At 71.2% G+C, this 18,719-nt stretch carries 18 protein-coding genes and 1 pseudogene; 11 read left to right on the forward strand and 8 right to left on the reverse strand.

The window, feature by feature from the left end:
* Positions 1-40 precede the first annotated feature (40 nt).
* The 5 genes from OG210_RS25590 (at position 41) to OG210_RS25610 (ending at position 5,304) form a co-directional block, all read left to right on the forward strand.
* On the forward strand, positions 41-1,615 hold the full coding sequence (locus tag OG210_RS25590) for an ABC transporter substrate-binding protein (RefSeq protein ID WP_328325369.1): 1,575 nt from the start codon (positions 41-43) through the stop codon (positions 1,613-1,615).
* A complete protein-coding gene (locus OG210_RS25595) occupies positions 1,612-2,610 on the forward strand; it encodes an ABC transporter permease (protein WP_328325366.1) in 999 nt (332 codons plus the stop codon). The genes OG210_RS25590 and OG210_RS25595 overlap by 4 nt, the downstream gene beginning before the upstream one ends.
* An 86-nt stretch (positions 2,611-2,696) precedes the next feature.
* Positions 2,697-3,569, forward strand: a complete 873-nt coding sequence (locus OG210_RS25600) for an ABC transporter permease (protein ID WP_328335367.1) — start codon at positions 2,697-2,699, stop codon at positions 3,567-3,569.
* On the forward strand, positions 3,566-4,384 hold the full coding sequence (locus tag OG210_RS25605; protein ID WP_328325364.1) for an ABC transporter ATP-binding protein: 819 nt from the start codon (positions 3,566-3,568) through the stop codon (positions 4,382-4,384). Before OG210_RS25600 ends, OG210_RS25605 begins: the two co-directional genes overlap by 4 nt.
* Before the next feature lie 104 nt (positions 4,385-4,488).
* Positions 4,489-5,304, forward strand: a complete 816-nt coding sequence (locus tag OG210_RS25610) for an ATP-binding cassette domain-containing protein (RefSeq protein WP_328335366.1) — start codon at positions 4,489-4,491, stop codon at positions 5,302-5,304.
* 89 nt (positions 5,305-5,393) lie between these two features.
* Here the strand turns inward: OG210_RS25610 and OG210_RS25615 are convergent, their stop codons facing one another.
* Positions 5,394-6,341 (reverse strand): ROK family protein, encoded by a 948-nt coding sequence (locus OG210_RS25615; protein WP_328335365.1) that lies wholly within the window; start codon positions 6,339-6,341, stop codon positions 5,394-5,396.
* Positions 6,342-6,403: 62 nt separating this feature from the next.
* On the opposite strand from OG210_RS25615, the gene OG210_RS25620 reads away from it, so the two are divergent.
* The 3 genes from OG210_RS25620 to OG210_RS25630 are packed head-to-tail and all read left to right on the forward strand — an operon-like array spanning position 6,404 to position 8,833.
* Positions 6,404-7,186, forward strand: coding sequence for a creatininase family protein (locus OG210_RS25620; RefSeq protein WP_328325362.1), 783 nt, complete (start codon positions 6,404-6,406; stop codon positions 7,184-7,186).
* 58 nt (positions 7,187-7,244) lie between these two features.
* Positions 7,245-8,372 (forward strand): enolase C-terminal domain-like protein, encoded by a 1,128-nt coding sequence (locus OG210_RS25625; protein WP_328325360.1) that lies wholly within the window; start codon positions 7,245-7,247, stop codon positions 8,370-8,372.
* Complete coding sequence (locus tag OG210_RS25630; RefSeq protein ID WP_328325358.1) at positions 8,369-8,833, forward strand: Rid family hydrolase; 465 nt, start codon at positions 8,369-8,371, stop codon at positions 8,831-8,833. The genes OG210_RS25625 and OG210_RS25630 overlap by 4 nt, the downstream gene beginning before the upstream one ends.
* A 69-nt stretch (positions 8,834-8,902) precedes the next feature.
* Here the strand turns inward: OG210_RS25630 and thpD are convergent, their stop codons facing one another.
* The 5 genes from thpD to OG210_RS25655 form a co-directional block, all read right to left on the reverse strand.
* The gene (gene thpD, locus OG210_RS25635; RefSeq protein ID WP_328325356.1) at positions 8,903-9,805 is read right to left on the reverse strand and encodes an ectoine hydroxylase; all 903 of its coding nucleotides are present in this window, start codon (positions 9,803-9,805) and stop codon (positions 8,903-8,905) included.
* Positions 9,806-9,810: 5 nt separating this feature from the next.
* Complete coding sequence (locus OG210_RS25640; protein ID WP_266858261.1) at positions 9,811-10,209, reverse strand: ectoine synthase; 399 nt, start codon at positions 10,207-10,209, stop codon at positions 9,811-9,813.
* A gap of 47 nt (positions 10,210-10,256) precedes the next feature.
* Complete coding sequence (ectB, locus tag OG210_RS25645; protein WP_328325354.1) at positions 10,257-11,525, reverse strand: diaminobutyrate--2-oxoglutarate transaminase; 1,269 nt, start codon at positions 11,523-11,525, stop codon at positions 10,257-10,259.
* Positions 11,526-11,554: 29 nt separating this feature from the next.
* On the reverse strand, positions 11,555-12,085 hold the full coding sequence (ectA, locus tag OG210_RS25650; RefSeq protein WP_328325351.1) for a diaminobutyrate acetyltransferase: 531 nt from the start codon (positions 12,083-12,085) through the stop codon (positions 11,555-11,557).
* Between the two features lie 388 nt (positions 12,086-12,473).
* A complete protein-coding gene (locus OG210_RS25655; RefSeq protein ID WP_328325349.1) occupies positions 12,474-13,622 on the reverse strand; it encodes an aminotransferase class V-fold PLP-dependent enzyme in 1,149 nt (382 codons plus the stop codon).
* A 151-nt stretch (positions 13,623-13,773) separates the two neighbouring features.
* Between OG210_RS25655 and OG210_RS25660 the strand changes: the two genes are divergently transcribed.
* Together OG210_RS25660 and OG210_RS25665 are read left to right on the forward strand one after the other, a co-directional pair.
* Entirely contained in the window at positions 13,774-14,859 is a 1,086-nt protein-coding gene (locus tag OG210_RS25660; protein WP_371538841.1) for an amidohydrolase family protein, read from the forward strand.
* A gap of 332 nt (positions 14,860-15,191) precedes the next feature.
* Positions 15,192-16,172, forward strand: coding sequence for an SCO1860 family LAETG-anchored protein (locus OG210_RS25665; protein WP_371538844.1), 981 nt, complete (start codon positions 15,192-15,194; stop codon positions 16,170-16,172).
* Positions 16,173-16,278: 106 nt separating this feature from the next.
* On the opposite strand, the gene cobC is transcribed toward OG210_RS25665, so the two are convergent.
* A complete protein-coding gene (gene cobC / locus OG210_RS25670; RefSeq protein ID WP_371538846.1) occupies positions 16,279-17,379 on the reverse strand; it encodes an Rv2231c family pyridoxal phosphate-dependent protein CobC in 1,101 nt (366 codons plus the stop codon).
* Positions 17,380-17,470: 91 nt separating this feature from the next.
* Positions 17,471-17,908, reverse strand: a pseudogene (locus tag OG210_RS25675) (cobalamin biosynthesis protein); the annotation flags it as partial.
* A 73-nt stretch (positions 17,909-17,981) separates the two neighbouring features.
* On the opposite strand from OG210_RS25675, the gene OG210_RS25680 reads away from it, so the two are divergent.
* The gene (locus OG210_RS25680; protein ID WP_328325342.1) at positions 17,982-18,704 is read left to right on the forward strand and encodes a ZIP family metal transporter; all 723 of its coding nucleotides are present in this window, start codon (positions 17,982-17,984) and stop codon (positions 18,702-18,704) included.
* The last annotated feature ends 15 nt before the right edge of the window (positions 18,705-18,719 follow it).

Here is an 18,719-nt window from a genome sequence, read left to right on the forward strand (position 1 = left end):
CCGCATCGCATTCCATCTTCCGGAACGGAAGTGTTGTTCAATGGAACGAATACGTCAGAGGTGGGCCGTGGACCGCAAACACCCGTCCCGCCGCGACGTGGTGCGGCTCGGCGGTCTGCTCATCCCGGCCGTCGCCGCCCCGGCTCTTCTGACGGGGTGTGGTGCCAACCCCGCCAGCGGCGCCGGCAATGTCCTGCGGGTTTCGCAGCCCGGCGACGCCACGACCATGGACCCGCAGAAACAGGGCGACATGGTGTCGATGAACGCCCTGATCAACATGTTCGACACGCTCACCACCCGGGGCAGCGACAACAAGCTGCACCCGCGACTGGCGCTCTCCTGGACGGCCCGCTCCGCGCGGACCTGGCGGTTCCGGCTGCGCCCCGGTGTGGCGTTCCACAACGGTGAGCCCTGCGACGCCGCCGCCGTGAAGTTCAGCATCGAGCGGCTGCTCGACCCGGCGACCAAGTCGCCTATCGTCGAGCTGCGTTACGTGAAGAGCGTGAGTGTCGTCGACCGGCTCACCGTGGATGTGCACACCACGCTGCACGACCCGATCCTGCCCGACAAGCTCTCCCTGTTCGGCGGTGTGGTCGTCCCGCCGGGCTATATCGCCAAGGTCGGGGACGAGGGGTTCGCCGGCCACCCTGTCGGCACCGGTCCGTTCACCTTCGTCAGCTGGCAGCGCGACCACCAGCTGCGGATGCGGGCCAACCCCAGGCACTGGCAGGGCAGGCCGAGCGTGGACGAGCTGGTCTTCAGCCCGGCGCCCAACCCCTCCTCCTCGCTCGCGGCCCTGCAGAGCGGCGGCGTCGACCTCGTCGCCGGGCTGACCCCCGACGCCGCCCAGCAGCTGGACGGATACACCGGGGTCACGCTGGACAGCTACCCCGGCATCCGCACGTCGTACCTCTCGCTGAACACCCTGGACGGCGGCCCGCTGGGCGACCACCGGGTGCGGCAGGCGCTCAACCACGCGATCGACGTCCCACTGCTGATCAAGGCGGTGCTCGGCGGCAAGGCCCGTGAGGTCCCCGCGATGATCCCGCGCGGCGCCTTCGGCTTCGATCCGTCCGTGAAGCCCTTCGCCCGCTCGGCGGCGAAGGCCCGCGCTCTGCTCGCCGAAGCCGGATACCCGCACGGCTTCTCCACCACGCTCACCGCGTCCAACGTCGACTCCAATGTCGCCGAGGCGCTGTCCGGACTCCTCGCCCGGGCCGGGGTGCACGCCCGCGTGTCCCTCCTCGACCCCGGTACGTACGCGGCCCGGCTCACCTCCGACGACCACAGCGCGCTCGGCCCGATGTACCTGGCGGCGAGCACCGTCTGGACCCTGGACGGCGAGAGCATGCTCCAGTCCGTCGTGCGCAGCGACCGCAGGCAGAGCCGGTGGCACTCCAAGGAGGCCGACCGGCTCATCGACGCCGAGGAGCTCTCGGTCGACCCCGCCGAACGCGCCCGCGCCTTCTCCGACCTCCAGCGGCTGATGCGTGAGCAGGCACCCTTCGTCTTCCTCTACCAGCTCGACAACATCCTCGCCCGCAACGCACGGCCCCGGTGGAAACCGGGCGTCGTGGGCTCGCTGGCCATGCAGAACGCGGAGGTCACGGTATGAGCGACCTGTCCCTCCGGGAACCGGACGTACGAACGCCCGGCCCGGCCCGCCGCACCACCCGCGACCGGACCCGGCTGCTGCGCGGCGTCCTGGTGCGGCTCGGCACCGCGCTGCTCGTCCTGCTGTGCACGGCGACCGTCTCGTTCTTCCTGGTCCGGCTCTCCGGGGACCCCGTCAAACAGCTGCTCCCGCCGGACGCCACCGCACACCAGGAGACCGTGCTGCGGGCGAGCCTCGGACTGGACAGGCCGCTGCTCACCCAGTACCTGGACTTCCTCGGGGGGCTGCCCCGCCTCGACTTCGGGAACTCCCTCTTCTACAACGAACCGGTCAGGACCGTCCTGGCCGACCGGCTGCCGGCCACCCTCGAACTCGCGGGCGCCGCACTGGTGGTGACCCTGATCATCGCGGTGCCCGCCGGGATCTTCGCCGCCATGCGCCGCGGCCGGGCCTCCGACCGCGGAGTGATGACCGGAGTGCTGCTCGGGCAGTCCACCCCGCCCTTCTGGGTCGGCATCCTGCTGATCCTCGTCTTCGCGGTGGGACTGCACGTCCTACCGGCGTCCGGATACGGCACCTTCGCCAACCTCGTACTCCCCGCGGTCACACTCGCCGTCTACTCCATCGCGGTCGTCGCCCGGCTGCTGCGGTCCTCGCTGATCGATGTGCTCTCCTCCGACCACATCCGTACCGCGAGGGCCAAGGGGTTCGGCCCGGTCAAGGTGGTGCTCAGGCACGGGCTGCGCAACGCGTCGCTGCCCGTGATCACGGTGGTCGGCCTCGAAGTGGGCAGCCTGCTCGGCGGCGCGATCCTCACCGAACAGGTCTTCTCCTGGCCCGGCGTCGGACAGCTGACGATCGAGGCCATCTCCAAACGCGACTTCCCGCTGGTCCAGGCAACGGTGCTCTTCTTCGCCGCCACCTTCGTCGTGGTGAACCTGCTGGTGGACCTCTCCTACAGCTTCCTCGACCCGAGGGTGAGGTCAACCAAGTGAGCACGCTGCCCCCGGTGAGTCCCCTGAACACGACGGACACGGCCAACACCACACCTGACACACCTCCGGACCCTCCCGCCCCGGCTCTGGCGCCGGCCCGCGGCCCCGGATCCGCCGCGCTGCGGGCCCTGCTGCGCAACCGGCTCGCGGTCATCGCCCTGGCCGTACTGGCGGTCATGCTGATCGCCGCCGTGTTCGCCCCGCTCATCGCCCCCTTCGACCCCAACGCCCAGAACCTGCTGCTGAGGCTCCGGCCGCCCGCCTGGCAGCACGGCGGCAGCAGCGCCCACCTCCTCGGCACCGACCAGCTCGGCCGGGACATGCTGTCCCGCGTCATCTACGGCACCCGGGTCTCACTGCTGGTGGGCGCGGGCGCCGCGCTGCTCGCCGGGGTCATCGGCACCGCCGTCGGGCTGGCCTCCGGATACTTCGGCGGCTGGACCGACCGGGTGCTGATGCGGCTGGCCGACGTACAACTGGCCTTCCCCGCGATCCTGCTGGCGCTGGCCATCGTCGGATTCCTCGGCTCCGGCCTCTGGTACGTGATCCTCGTGCTCGGCTTCACCGGCTGGGTCTCGTACGCCCGCGTCGTCCGCTCCGAGGTCATGTCGCTGCGCTCCCGCGACTTCATCACCGAGGCACGGGCCATCGGCGTCACGGACGCCACCATCATGCGCCGCCATCTGCTGCCCAACGTGATGGCGCCCCTCGCCACCATCGGCACCCTGCACATCGCCGCCGCCATCGTCGCCGAGGCGTCCCTGAGCTACCTCGGGCTCGGTGTGCCCAAGGAGACCGTCACCTGGGGCTCGATGCTCTCCGACGGACAGCTCTACCTGGGCACCTCCTGGTGGCTCGCCGTCTTCCCCGGAGCCGCCCTGATGATCACCTCGCTCGCTGTCAACATCACCGGCGACGCCCTGCGCGACGTCGCGGACCCGAAGGCGTACCGCCGATGAAACCCACGCCCACCTCCGCAGAACCCCTGCTGCGCATCAACGACCTCAGCGTCGACTTCCGGCTCGAAAGCTCCACCGTGCACGCCGTCCGGGGTGTCTCCCTCGACGTCCGCGCCGGAGAGACGCTCGCCGTCGTCGGCGAGTCCGGCAGCGGGAAGACGGCCACCGCCCTCTCGGTGCTGCGCCTCAACCCGGCGCCGCCCTGCGTCTACAGCGGCGGCGAGATCCTCTTCGACGGCCACGACCTGCTCGCGCTCTCCGAGAAGGAGCTCGGCCGGATCAGGGGCCATGACATCGCCATGGTCTTCCAGGACCCGATGACCAGCCTCGACCCGCTCCAACGGGTGGGCAGCCAGGTCGCCGAAGTGCTCAGGCACCACCAGGGGCTGTCCAGGTCCGAGGCCCGGGAGGCGGCCGTCGCGGCGCTGGACGAGGTCGGCATCCCCGACCCGGAACGCCGCTACCGGCAGTACCCGCACGAGCTCTCCGGCGGGCTGCGCCAGCGCGTGATGATCGCGACCGCGCTGGTCGCCCGGCCGCGGGTGCTCATCGCCGACGAACCGACCACCGCCCTCGACGTCACCGTGCAGCGGCAGATCCTCGATCTCCTGGTCGAACTGCGGCAACGGCACGGCATGGCCGTCGTCCTCATCACCCACGACCTGGGCGTGGTGGCCGAGACCGCCGACCGGGTCGCCGTCATGAACCGCGGCAAGGTCGTGGAGACCGGTGACGTCCTGGACGTCTTCGCCCACCCGGCGGACGACTACACCCGCCGACTCCTGGACGCCACACCCCGATTGGAGCCGGTATGACATCCGGAACCGGCCAGGCGCAGCCCGGCCACGCCGCTGGTGCAGATCCCGGCACGCCGCCGGCGGAGGGGCGGGCGGCCCTGCTCGAACTGGACCGTCTGCGCATGGAGTTCGGCAGCAGGCCGGTGAGCGTCGCGGTGGATGACGTGTCGCTGACGGTGTACGAGGGCGAGACCCTGGCCCTGGTCGGCGAATCGGGGTGCGGCAAGACCACGCTGACCAGGCTGCTGCTGCGGCTCATCGAACCCACCGCGGGCCGTGTGCGGTTCGCCGGGCAGGATCTCGGCGCCCTCACCCCGGCCCAACTGCGGTCCGTACGACGGGAGATGCAGGTCGTCCTGCAGGACCCGTACTCCAGCATGAACCCGCGGATGCGGATCTCCGACATCGTGGCGGAACCCCTGGTCACCCACGATCCGGCGGCACGGGGCCGGCGCGGCAGGGCCCGCACCAGGGAGCGCGTCGGTGAACTCCTGGAGGCGGTCGGTCTGGACGCGGGCATCCAGGACCGCTATCCGCACGAGTTCTCCGGCGGCCAGCGCCAGCGGGTCTCGATCGCCCGCGCGCTCGCCATCGAACCCCGGCTCGTGGTGCTCGACGAACCCACCAGCGCCCTCGACGTCTCCGTACAGGCCAGGATCCTCGACCTGCTCGCGGAGCTCCAGCAGCGCCTCGGTCTGACCTACGTCTTCGTCTCGCACAACCTGGCCGTGGTGCGCCAGGTCGCGGACCGGGTCGCCGTGATGCGCCGGGGCGCGCTGGTGGAGGTCGGCGACGCGGCCGACGTCTTCCGGCACCCCCGGCACGAGTACACCCGCCGGCTCCTCGACGCGGTCCCCGACCCCGACCCGCGCACCGCACGCCGGACAGCGGGCCGTGCGGGCTCCCGCCGGGAGAGCGACGGGGCGGGTCCGCGATGACCGGACCCGCCCCGTCGCAGGCGGCCCGGTTGCCCGGGTTCCCGCCGTCCGCCGTCCCGCAGAAGCCCGCCGCCCGGCCGTCCGCAGCCCTACACCTGCGACAGGACGAGACCGGCCCCGCCGAGCAGCGCCACATCGTCCACGGCCGCCGCGCTGACCTGCACCCTCGGCAGTTCGGCGGCGCCCGACGCCCCGTCGGCGCTGTCGGCGCGCAGCCGCTCCTCGATGAGCGTACGGAACCGCTCGCCGCCCTCACGGGCCTCGCCGTGCAGCACGAAGAGCCCGGGGGCGAAGAGCTGCTGCACGTTCACCAGGCCCAGGGCCACGTTCCGCGCGTACTCCTCGACCACCCGGCAGGCCGGCTCGTCCGTCCGCTCCACCAGCCCGGCCAGCGAAACGCGGTCGCCGAGCCCGGCCGCCCGCGAGCGCTCCCGCAGCCAGCGGGTGGTGGCCACCGTCTTCCAGCAGCCGAGGCGGCCGCAGGTGCACGGGTCGCCACTGGCCGAAACCGTCATATGGGCGCCGCTGCGGCCCCCGGGCGGGGCCAGCACCTCGCCGCCGTAGAGGATGCCCACGCCCAGTACCTCGCCGGTCGAGACCGATGCGAAGGTACGCCGCCCGCGCCCGGCACCGAACCAGCGGTCGCCGAGCACCTGGAGCCTGGCCCGGTGCTCGACCCGCACCCGCAGCCCGGTCAGCGCGCCCAGCCGTGCGGCCACCGGGTATCCGTGCAGCGCGGGGACGTCGTGGACCTCGGTGATCAGACCCGCTTCCGGGTCGACGAGACCGGCGGCGGCCACCCCGACCCCGTCCGGATCATGACCGGTGAACACCCGGGCGGCGCCGGAGAGCGCGGCGTCGATGTCGCGCGTCGTCGCCGCGCGCGCGTCGTACGCGGCCTCCGCCCGCTCCAGCACGGCGCCCGACATCGTCAGGACGGCCGCAGTGATCCGGCCGGGCACCAGCTCGACCGCGCCGAGCGTCCGGCGGGCGCCGGGCACGAGGGGGGCCGGAGCGGGCTCGGGCACCAACCGCAACGGAGAACGTCTCTGAACCATGCGCCGACTCTGCCACGGCAGAGTTTCAAGGAGGTAGCGCTGTGAGCCAACTGCAACCGACCGGACCGGCCCGGCTGACCGAACTGACCTGGAGCGAGGTGCGTGCGGCCGGTGAGCACGGCATCGCCCTGCTGCCCATCGGATCCCAGGAGCAGCACGCCGGACATCTGCCGATGGGCACCGACACCCTGCTCGCCGAGGCGGTGATCGACCGCGCGGGCGCCCTGCTCGCCCGGGAGCCGGACGCACCGGAACTCGTACGGCTGCCCGCCCTGCCCTTCGGACACAGCCCGCACCATCTGTTCGCCGCCGCCGTCTCGCTCTCCGCCGCCACCTTGGGAGCGGTGCTCGACGACATCCTGGACTCGCTCGTGACCAGCGGATACCGCCGGATCATGGTGGTGAACGGGCACGGCGGCAATGACGAGATCATGCGCCTCGCGGTGAAGCGGTTCGCGCTGCGCGCCGATGTGACCGTCGCCGCCTGCTCGTACTGGACCGTCACATCGGGCGCGGACGACGGGGGCAGGCCCGAGGTCACCCCCGGCCACGCCGGGTGGTTCGAGACCTCGCTGATGCTGGCGGCGCACCCGGACCTCGTCCGTACGCCGGTACCGGCCCGCGCGCCCGTCGAGCCACCGCCGCTCTTCGACCACCCGCCGTACCCGGGGCTGACCGTGGAGCGCCACGGCGAGTGGGAGCGGGTGGGCGGTGCGACGGACGACGCGTCCGGCGCCGACGGCGAGCGCGGTGCCCGGCTGCTCGACGACCGGGCCACCGGGCTGGCCCGCGCGATCCGCGCGTTCGACGCGGCGTCCCGCTGAGCCGCTCAGCGCCTGAACTTCTGAACCAGGACACACCCGATGAGAGAAAGAAAGAGCTATGAAGATCACTGATGTCGACGTGTGGGTTGTGAACCTTCCGCTGGTCAATCCGTTCACCAGCTCGTTCGAGACCAAGACGGGGGAGACCCGCACGGTGGTGCGGATCCGTACCGACACGGGGGTCGACGGCTGGGGCGAGACGATGTGGGGCCGGCCGGTCGCGGCGATCGTCAAGGCGCTCGCAGCGGACCTGATCGGCACCAGTCCCTTCGCCCTGGAGAGCTTCCACCGCAAACAGCACATGGTGCCGTTCTTCCACGGCTACCTGGGCTACGCGGCCATCGCCGCCCTGGACGTGGCCTGCTGGGACGCGATGGGCAAGGCCACCGGGCAGTCCGTCACGGACCTGCTGGGCGGACCGGTACGCGACGAGGTCCCCATCACCGCACTGGTGACCCGCGCCGACGCACCCGGAGTGGGCGCGGACGGGCTGCCGCAGGCGCTGGCCGAGCACACCGCACGAGTGGTGGCCGAAGGCGGCTTCGACGCGGTCAAGCTCAAGGGCACCAAGGACGTCGCCGGTGACGTCGCCATCCTGCGGGCCGTCCGCGAGACCCTGCCCGAGGTGAACCTGCGGGTCGACCCGAACGCGGCCTGGTCGGTCCCCGACTCGGTGCGCGCGGGGATCGCCCTGGAGGAGCTGGACCTGGAGTACCTGGAGGACCCCTGCGTCGGCATCGAGGGCATGAGCCAGGTGCACGCCAAGGTCCGGATCCCGCTCTGCACCAACATGTGCGTCGTCCGCTTCGAGGAGTTCGCCCCGGCGATACGGCTGAACGCCGTCGACGTGATCCACGGCGACGTCTACAAATGGGGCGGCATCGCCGCGACCAAGGCGCTCGCGGCCCACTGCGAGACGTTCGGGCTCGGGATGAACCTGCACAGCGGCGGCGAGCTGGGCATCGCGACCGCGGCGCATCTGGCCGTCGTGTCCAGCACGCCGGTCCTCTCACGGGCGATCGACAGCATGTACTACCTGCACGCCGACGACATCATCGAGCCGCTGCACCTAGAAGGCGGCCGGCTGCGGGTGCCCACCGGACCCGGCCTGGGGGTGAGCGTGGACGAGGAGAAGCTGCGCCACTTCGCCGGGGTCAACGAGCGCGAAGGAGACCTGACCGGATGAGCCCGGCACCGGAACAGCACAGGGAACAGCACCCGGACCAGCAGCCGGCACCGGACCAGCGGCCCGGCCGGCGGCGGAGCGGCGGCAAGCGGGCGGTGCGCAGCGCGCACGCGCCCCGCCCCGCCGGGGCCTACAGCCAGGGCGTGCTGGCCGGCGGGTTCCTCTACACGGCGGGGTTCGGCCCGCAGGACCCGGCGACCGGGGAAGTGCCCGGCACGGTCGGACAGCAGACCGCCCAGGTGCTGCGCAATATCCGCTCGGTACTCGCCGAGCGCGGGCTGACCCTGGACGACGTCGTCAAGGTGACCGTCCATCTGGCCCGGCTCCACCGGGACTTCGCCGAGTTCGACGCGGCGTACGGAGAGTTCTTCACGGAGCCGTACCCGGTGCGCACCACGGTGGGCTCCGAGCTGATGGACATCCTGGTCGAGATCGATGTGGTGGCGTACGCCGGCGAGTGAACAGGGCAGCACCGGCATACGCGGGAGGGGGACGGCACCCTGTGCCGTCCCCCTCCCGCGTACCTCAGATCACCTCACCGGAGTGAAGTCCCGCGCCCCGATGAACTCGGGCCGCCGGATCGGAGCCGAGAAGGGCTCCACCGCCGCGTTGTCCACACTGTTGAACACGATGAAGACGTTGCTGCGGGCGTACGGAGTGATGTTGTCACCCGAACCATGCATGCAGTTGCAGTCGAACCAGGTGGCCGAACCGGCCCGGCCGGTGAAGAGCCTGATGCCGTGGGCGTCCGCCATCCGCGTCAGCGCCTTGTCCGACGGGATACCCGCGTCCTGCATCTGGAGCGACCGCTTGTAGTTGTCCTTCGGCGTCTCGCCCGCGCACCCCAGGAAGTGCTGGTGCGAGCCCGGCATGATCATCAAGCCGCCGTTGGTGTCGTAGTTCTCGGTCAGAGCGACCGAGACGGACACGGTCCGCATGTTCGCCAGACCGTCCTCGGCGTGCCACGTCTCGAAGTCCGAGTGCCAGTAGAAGCCACTGGCGCCGAACCCCGGCTTGACGTTGATCCGGGACTGGTGGACGTAGACGTCCGATCCCAGGATCTGCCGGGCCCGGCCCAGCAGCCGCTCGTCCCGCACCAGTTGTGCGAAGACCTCGCTGAGCCTGTGCACCTCGAAGACCGACCGTACGTCCTGAGACTTCGGCTCGATGATGGAGCGCTCGTCGGCGCGGATGTCCGGGTCGGCGATCAGCCGGTCCAGTTCCGCACGGTAGAGGGCAACTTCGTCGTCCGTGAGCAGCTCGCCGACGGTGAGGAAGCCGTCCCGCTCGTAGCCCTGGAGCTCCGGCTGCGGGATCGGGCCCGCCGTGCCGGGCTGCGACCAGACCACCGGGTCCTGGCGGGGGGTGGTCACTTCACTCGCTCCGCGGGTGGGATAGAGATCCGCCCGGATGTTGGACAGTACTTCGGTCATGGCTGTCAGGCCTCCTCGGTCAGCAGCGGGTAAACGCCGTTCTCATCGTGGTCCTCCCGTCCGGTGACCGGAGGGTTGAAGACACAGACGCAGTGGAAATCGGTCTTCGGACGCAGAGTGTGCTTCTCGTGCCCGTTGAGCAGGTACATGGTGCCGGGCTCGATCCAGTGGACCTCGCCGGTGTCGTCGTTGGTGAGCTCGGCCTCGCCCTTGGTGCAGAGCACGGCCTCGATGTGGTTGGCGTACCACATCGATGTCTCGGTTCCCGCGTACAGGATGGTCTCGTGCAGGGAGAAGCCGACCTTCTCCTTGGCGAGCACGATGCGCTTGCTCTCCCAGGTCCCCGACTTGGACTTGATGTGGCGGTCGGTTCCCTCGACGTCCTTGAACGATCGGACAATCACTGTGACGTGAGCCTTTCTGTGTAGCCGGTGCGATGGTGCGTGGTGCGTCAGGCGGTCTCGCGGACGGAGCGGGCCAGGATGCTCAGGCCCTCGTCCAGTTCTTCGGTGGAGACGGTCAGCGGCGGCAGCAGTTTGACGACCTCGCTCTCCGGGCCGGAGGTCTCGAGGAGCAGCCCGAGCTCGAAGGCGCGGCGGCACACTGCCGTGGCACGCGGCTTGTCCTCGAACTCGATGCCCCAGACGAGACCTCGGCCGCGGAAGCTCACGCCGGCACCGTCATTCTCCTCGACGAGGGCCAGCAGCGCACGCTCGACCTGCTCGCCGCGGGCCAGCGTCTGCTTCTCCATCTGGCCGTCGGCCCAGTACGTCTCAAGGGTCGCGGTGGCGGTGACGAACGCCGGGTTGTTGCCGCGGAAGGTGCCGTTGTGCTCGCCCGGCTCCCACACGTCGAGCTCGCCCTTGAAGAGGCAGAGCGACATGGGCAGCCCGTAGCCGCTGATGGACTTCGACAGCGTCACGATGTCGGGGGTGATGCCCGCTTCCTCGAAGGAGAAGAAGCCGCCGGTGCGGCCGCAGCCCATCTGGATGTCGTCGACGATCAGCAGCATGTCCTGGCGGTGGCAGAGGTCCTGGAGCGCCTGGAGCCACTCGGCGCGCGCCACGTTGATGCCGCCCTCGCCCTGGACCGTCTCGACGATCACGGCTGCGGGCTTGTTGAGACCGGAGCCCTGGTCCTCCAGCAGACGCTCGAACCAGAGGAAGTCCGGGATCTGGCCGTCGAAGTAGTTGTCGAACGGCATCGGCGTGCCGTGCACCAGCGGGATACCGGCGCCGGCCCGCTTGAAGGCGTTGCCGGTCACGGCCAGCGAGCCGAGCGACATGCCGTGGAAGGCGTTGGTGAACGAGACGACGGACTCGCGGCCCTTGACCTTGCGGGCCAGCTTCAGCGCCGACTCGACGGCGTTGGTGCCTGTCGGGCCCGGGAACATCACCTTGTACGGGAGGTCGCGCGGGCGCAGGATCACGTTCTGGAAGGACTCCAGGAAGGCGCGTTTCGCCGTGGTGGCCATGTCCAGGCCGTGGGTGATGCCGTCGCGCTCGATGTAGTCGATCAGCGCGCGTTTGATCACCGGGTTGTTGTGGCCGTAGTTGAGCGATCCGGCTCCGGCGAAGAAGTCGAGGTAGGTGTGGCCGTCCTCGTCGTGGAGGTAGCTGCCCTGGGCCCGGTCGAACACGGCCGGCCAGCTGCGGCAGTAACTGCGCACCTCCGACTCAAGGGTCTCGAAGACACTCAGGGCGGGCGGGGTGATGGTCACAGCAATCTCCTGGGGGTGAGGGATGTCAGTCAGGCCGAGACGGGGCTGATGCGGTACAGCACTTCCGGCTGGTGCGTCCCTTCGGGGAACAGTCCGCCGTCGAAGAGCACTTCACGTTCCACTGCCGCCCCGTGACGCTCTGCGAACGAGCGGAACAGGCGGTCGGACGCGGTGTTGTCCGGAGAAATGGTGGTTTCCAGCTCCCGGACCACCCCCCTGGCGGTCACCTTGGCGATCAGGCCGTCCAGCAGGACGCCGGCGAGGCCCAGGCCGCGGTATGCCTGGTCGACGGCTACCTGCCAGACGACGAGGGCTTCGGGGCGGTCGGGGCGGACGTATCCGGTGACGAAGCCGATGGGGGCACCGGCGGTGTCACGCGCCACCACGGAGGTCGCTGCGAAGTCGCGACACCACAGCAGGTAGCTGTACGAGGAGTTGAGGTCCAGCACCTCGGAGTCGCGGGCGATACGCCAGATCGCGGCCCCGTCCTCCACTCGTGGGGTGTCTATCTCGTGGAATTCGCTACGGGCACGTACAAGGTCTTCTTGCGCGGCGGTCATGTAAGGGAAATTTACCCAGCAAATTCAAAAAATGCATTCTGGCGCAGGGTTGGCCAAAAGTGCAGACGATGCTATCGCGCGGGCGCGGGTCGGAGCCCTCCCGGTCGCGAATATTGACGATTTGTCCCGGAATTATCGGGCAAACCGAGCCCGCTGTGGGGTCGGTCACATGTGCGTAACTGTCGTGACGCATGTCCGAAAACCGCTGATAGAGCCTGTTGAAAATCCTGCGTTTAGGGTCCGGGAAAGCGGGCAGAAGAAAACAGATAGCTGTAGGTAAAAGCCGGAATTCTGCATTCTGCAATTCTTTGATTTGTGGCTGTGTACGGCCCGGTACCGGGCCGTACACAGCTTCCGCCGTCAGCCCCCGCCGCGGGGGTCCGGTGGCTCAGCGGCGCTGCCAGGCCGCCGAGACGGCGCCGCGTGCGGCCTCCAGGTCCACGGCAGTCGCCGAACCGCCCGGAACCGGACCATCCGGTACGGCGTCGCCCAGCGCGTCACTCAGCGCGGCACCCAGTGCCGCGAGCGAGGACTGCACCACACCCTGGGTGGCGTCCGGGCCGTAGTGGTTGATCCGCACCATCTCCCCGGCCAGCGCCCCGCCGCCCGCGATCAGCGGCAGCGTCGGGTCGGCCGCCAGGGCCTTCGCGACCAGCTCCGACGCGTCGACCCCGGCCGGGGTACGGAGCGTGGTGGCCACCGGGGCCGCGTCCCGCGCCTCATGCACGAACGGCGCCAGTCCGCCACCCAGGGCGAGCGCCCCGGCCCGGGTGGCCGCAGCGGCCCGCGCGTGCCGGTCCATCACCGCCGCGGAGCCCTCCGACTCGATCCGCTCCAGACACGCCCCCAGCGCCAGCATCTCCAGCTGGGCGGGCGCGTGCGGCAGCGCGGTACGCCCCGCGTCGATCCAGCGCTCCTTCCAGTCCAGGAGCGACAGGTACGAGCGGCGCGGAGCCCGCGGGTTCTCCGCGAACCGCTGCCAGGCGCGCTCGCTCACCGAGACGGCCGACACCCCGGCGGGGCCGCCCATCGCCTTCTGCGCGCCGATCACGCAGAGGTCCACCCCCCAGACGTCCGGCAGCAGTGGCTCGGCGCCCACCGACGCGACCGCGTCCAGCATGAAGAGCGCACCGTGCGCCCGTACGGCCTCGCCGATCTCCGCGACCGGGTTGGTGTTGCCGGTCGCGGCCTCCGCGTGGACCAGGGAGACGAAGTCGATCTCCGGGCGGGCGGCGAGCGCCTCGCGCACCTGGGCCGCGGTGACCGCGGTGTGGAACGGCACGGCCAGGTCGACCACGGTGACCCCGCAGTCGCGCAGCCAGTTGCCGAAGGTCTGGCCGTACGGCCCGGTGATCACATTGAGCGCGGTGGAGCCCGGCCTGGCACCGGAGCGGATGCATCCCTCCAGCGGCAGCAGCGCCTCCCCCTGCATGATCACGATGTCCTGCCGGGTGCCGAGCAGCGAGGCCGTCTGCCGCTCGATCGCGGCGAAGTGCGCCGGGGTGAGCGGGGGGAGGTCAAGGAAGGGGTGCGTCACGGCGGTGCTCTCTTCAACGAGTTCGTTCGGGCTGCCCGATGGTGTTGCCGGTCCGGTGGTGTACCGGTCCGGCACATGGTGCGGTCCGATGGTACTGAGCGGGTTTCCGGGCCCCTGACGCCCGGCGCGGTCCCGTCGTTAGGCTCGCCGCATGAGCGATCACACGGTGCTGCATGTGAAGGGGCGGGTGCTGGTCGGGCCCGATGACGTCAGGGACGAACTGTGGGTGGTCGGCGGGCGGATCACCTACGTACGCCCGGCCGCGGAGGCCGTCACCGTGCGGGGATGGGTGCTGCCCGGTCTGGTCGACGCGCACTGCCACGTAGGGCTCGACGCGCACGGCGCGGTCGACGAGGCGACCAGCGAGAAGCAGGCGCTCGGCGAGCGGGAGGCCGGGGCGCTGCTGCTGCGCGACGCGGGGTCGCCGTCCGACACCCGCTGGATCGACGGCCGCCCCGACCTCCCGAAGATCATCCGGGCGGGCCGCCACATCGCGCGCACCCGCCGCTACATCCGGAACTACGCCCATGAGATCGAACCGGGGGACCTCGTCGAGTACGTCGCCAGGGAGGCCCGCAACGGCGACGGCTGGGTCAAACTCGTCGGCGACTGGATCGACCGGGACACCGGCGACCTGTCCGCCTGCTGGCCGCGCGGGGAGGTGGAGGCGGCGATCGCCGAGGCGCACCGGCTGGGGGCCAGGGTCACCGCGCACTGCTTCGCCGAGGACTCGCTGCGCGACCTCGTGGAGGCGGGGATCGACTGCATCGAGCACGCCACCGGGCTGACCGACGAGACCGTCCCGCTCTTCGCCGAACGCGGGGTCGCGATCGTACCGACGCTGGTGAACATCGCGACCTTCCCGCAGCTCGCCGCGGGCGGCGACGCCAAGTACCCCCGCTGGTCCGCCCATATGAGGCGGCTGCACGAACGCCGTTACGACACCGTCCGCTCCGCGTACGACGCGGGTGTCCCGGTCTACGTCGGCACGGACGCCGGCGGCTCGCTGCCGCACGGCCTGGTCGCCGACGAGGCGGCGGAGCTGGTGAAGGCGGGCATCCCGGTGTCCGACGTGCTGTCGGCCGCGTCCTGGGGCGCCCGGGAGTGGCTGGGCAGGCCGGGGCTCACCGAGGGTGCGCCGGCCGACCTCGTGGTGTACGCGGATGACCCGCGCGAGAACGTACGGGTACTGGGCGCTCCGCACCGGGTGGTGCTCGAAGGCCGGGTGGTGGGGTGAGGGGGCACCCGGGTGCGTTGACCCCCGGTGGGGTGCCGGGTTGACCAGGGCGTGACGTGAGGGCTCGGTACTCGTTGAGGCACTCGTTTTGCGCCTGGCGGGCCACCGGCGCACCACCTCCGGGCGGTGAAGCAAGGGGTCCAGAGGAACGCCCGTGCCTCAGGATTCGAATGCAGACGCGGAAACGCCACTTTGGAGTGAACTCACGTCAGGTTGCTGCCCGTTCACCCACAGTGCGTAAAGATTCCGGTGTCTCGGTCGCCGGCGCATCCACGAAGTCCCCGTGAACCGCGCCCCGGCGACGTCATGTCTCTTGTGGGGGTTCCACCGCCTTGAACAGCAACACCTTCCGTATGCCCGCACGCAGAATGTCCGTACGCCGTACGGCCGCCGTCTGCGTGGCCGCCGCACTGACCGCGGGCCCCGCGGCGCTCCTCGCCGCGGCACCCGCCCAGGCGGCCACCGGCAGTGACGGAAAAGCGAGCGCAGTCGTGCTCCGTACCGGGCTCGATGTCTCGCTGCTCAACAAGACCGTCGATGTGCCGCTCACGGTCGCGCTCAACGAGGTGCATGCCCCGGCCAGTGCGGACAGGACCGCGCTGACCGCGAAGCTGGATGGCGTCGACAAGGGCCGCCCGTTCAGTCTGCTGCGCGCCGATGTCGCCACGGCCCGGGCGACGGCCGACCGGCACAAGGCGGAGGGGTACGCCAACGTCGCCCGCGCGTCGGTTCATGTCCCCGGGCTGCCGCTGCTGTCGCTGATCGAGGTCGAGAAGGTCACGTCGAAGGCGGTCTGCGAGGCCGGTGAGCGCCCGCACGCCGAGTCGAACGTGCTCGGCCATGTGACCGTGCTCGGCAAGAGGATCACGCTCTCCGCAGGTGGCACGACCCAGATCCATGTGCCCGCGGTCGGCGATGTGACGCTCGGCCTCTCGAAGACCAGCACGACGTCCCGTACGGCCGCTGCCACCGCGCTGCAGCTCAAGGTGTCCGTCAACCCGCTGAAGCTGAACGTCGCCGATGTCCGGGGCGAGGTCACCCTCGCGCAGGCGACCTGCGAGTCGCCGAAGGCCGCCCCGTCCCACCACGAGGGCGGCGGCCGGCCGGTGGAGCCCACCCCCACCCCCGCCACCGGGACCAAGGAGCAGACCGTGGCCGACTCGAAGCCCGCGGCGGCGCCGGAGAAGGAGAACCTCGCGGAGACCGGCGGCAGCTCCATGACGCCGTACATCGCGGGCGGCGCGGCGGCCCTGGTCCTGGCCGGCGGCGGCGCGCTCGCCGTGGCCCGCGGACGGAGCCGCAACAAGGCCTGACCGGTACGAGCCTGATCGGCAGGTGAGCCTGATCGGTACGTGAGCCTGATCGGTAGGTGAGCCGGGACCGCACCGGAGGGGGGTGCGGCCCCGGCCCGTCCGGGGCTCAGCCGGAGATTCCGTTCAGCGCCTGGTCGAGCGCCTGCAGGAACCGGTTGGTCGTCGCGCGGTCGCGCACCGCGAGCCGGAGCCACTCGGGCCCGAGCCCCGGAAAGGTGTCACCGCGGCGGGCCGCGAAGCCCAGCCGCCGCAGCCGCTCCCGCACCTCGTCGGCACGCGCCATCCGGACGAGCACGAACGGGCCCTCGGCCGCCTCCACCGCGCGTACCTCGTCGAACTCCGCGAGACCGGCCAGCAGATGGGCGCGGTCCGCGGCGATCGCATGTGCGGCGAGCTCCGCCTCGGCGAGCGCGGGAGCCGCCGAGCACACCTCGGCCGCGGCCAGCGCCGGAGTGGACACCGGCCACAACGGCTGTGCGCGCGCCAGCAGTTCCACGGTCCCCGGATCTGCCAGCACATAGCCGATCCGCAGCCCCGCGAGCCCCCAGGTCTTGGTGAGGCTGCGCAGGACGATCAGGCCGGGCACATCCGTACGGTCCGCGAGCGACTCGCGCTCGGCGGGCACCGCGTCCATGAACGCCTCGTCGACCACCAGCAGCCGGCCCGGCGCCGCCAGCGCGGCGAGCGTCCCGGCCGGATGCAGCACGGACGTCGGGTTGGTCGGATTGCCGACCACCACCAGGTCCGCCGCTTCGGGGACGGCCGCCGGATCCAGCCGGAAACCGTCCTCCGCGCGCAGCAGCACCCGCCGCACCGTGTGCCCGGCGTCGCGCAGCGCCGCCTCCGGCTCGGTGAACTGCGGATGCACGACCACGGGTCTGCGCACCGGAAGGGCGCGGGCGATCAGTACGAACGCCTCGGCGGCGCCGGCCGTCAGCAGGACCCGTTCGACCGGCAGCCCGTGCCGGGCGGCCACCGCGGCCCTGGCGGCCCGGCCGTCGGGATACGCGGCCAGGTCGCCGAGCGACCCCGCTATGTGATCCCTGAGCCAGGGCGGGGGAGTGCCCGCCCTGACGTTGACGGCGAGGTCGGTGAGGCCGCCGGGACCGCAGTCCCGTACCTCGGCGTCGCCGTGGTGCCGCAGATCGTGGACGTCAGTGTGTGTGCGCATGACTGCCATGGTGGTGAAGGTGGTGCCCGTCGTCATCAGGGTGGACGTGGGGCTGTTGTGGAAGTCCCGGATGCGCCGTGCCGCCGGGCGGCGCCGTCCGGTGCGCCGGGTCCGGTGCCGGCGGTTCCCGGCGTACGACGGCGCAGGTCGCCATCGCCGGCCGGCCGTGCGGCGCCGACTTCCGTTTCGGGACGAGCAGTTCGCCTCCGGCGGCGAGCGCGGCGGCCTCCGCGACCGACGGGGTGCCGACCGCGGCCCGCGACGTGTCCGACGGGTGGGGCACCTCGATCCGGGCGAGCGCGGCGGCGCTGTACGGACGCAGCGGCACCCCCAGCCGTGCGGCAGCGGCGACCAGCCCCGGCTCGCCGGCCCGGGCGTCCACGGTCGTCAGCTCGGCGACGTCGAGCGGCGAGAGACCGGCGTCCCGCAGGGCGGCCGTGATCAGCCCGACGACCTCGTCGGCGCGGACCCCACGGGACGCCCCGACGCCCACGACCAGGTCCGGTCCTGGGTCCTGTGCGCGCGGGGCCGGTGTACGCACCGGGCCGGGACCTGCGGCGGCCATGGCGGCGGGATCCTCCCCGGCGGATTCAGGCGTTGACATGCGGGACCGGGGTGTCATGGGCTAGGCAGGGCCCATGGCGGTCTTCGTCGCGCTCGGCGCGTTCCTGATGACGCTGGTCGGTGGCTGGACGGCCCAGCGGGTCACCGACAAGCGCCATCTGGTGCTGGGCCTGGCCGGCGGTCTGATGCTCGGTGTGGTCGGACTCGACCTGCTGCCCGAGGCGCTGCGCGCGGCGGGCGGCGAGATCTTCGGTGTGCCGGCCGCGCTGCTGCTGTTCGTCGCCGGGTTCCTCGTCGCCCACCTGGTGGAGCGGCTGCTCGCGGTGCGCCAGGCGGCGCACGGGGCGGCGGAGGAGCGGGTGCCCCAGGTCGGGCTGACGGCGGCGGCCGCGATGGTCGGCCACAGCCTGATGGACGGCGTCGCGATCGGCGCCGCCTTCCAGGTGGGCAACGGGATGGGAGCCGCCGTGGCCATCGCGGTGGTCACCCACGACTTCGCGGACGGCTTCAACACGTACACCCTGACCAGCCTGTACGGGAACGCGCGCCGCAAGGCGATCTTCATGCTGGTCGCCGACGCGCTGGCTCCCGTGGTGGGTGCGGCGTCGACCCTGCTGTTCACTCTTCCGGAGCAGCCGCTCGGCTGCTATCTCGGCTTCTTCGGCGGTGTCCTGCTCTATCTCGCCGCCGCCGAGATCCTCCCCGAGGCCCACCACGAACACCCGGCCCGCTCCACGCTGCTCTGCACTGTGGCGGGGGTGGCGTTCATCTGGCTGGTGGTGGGCATCGCGGGCTGAGAGCCCGGGAACCGG

Origin of the sequence: Streptomyces sp. NBC_00466 (genome assembly GCF_041433995.1) — a bacterium.
Taxonomy (GTDB): Bacteria; Actinomycetota; Actinomycetes; order Streptomycetales; family Streptomycetaceae; genus Streptomyces.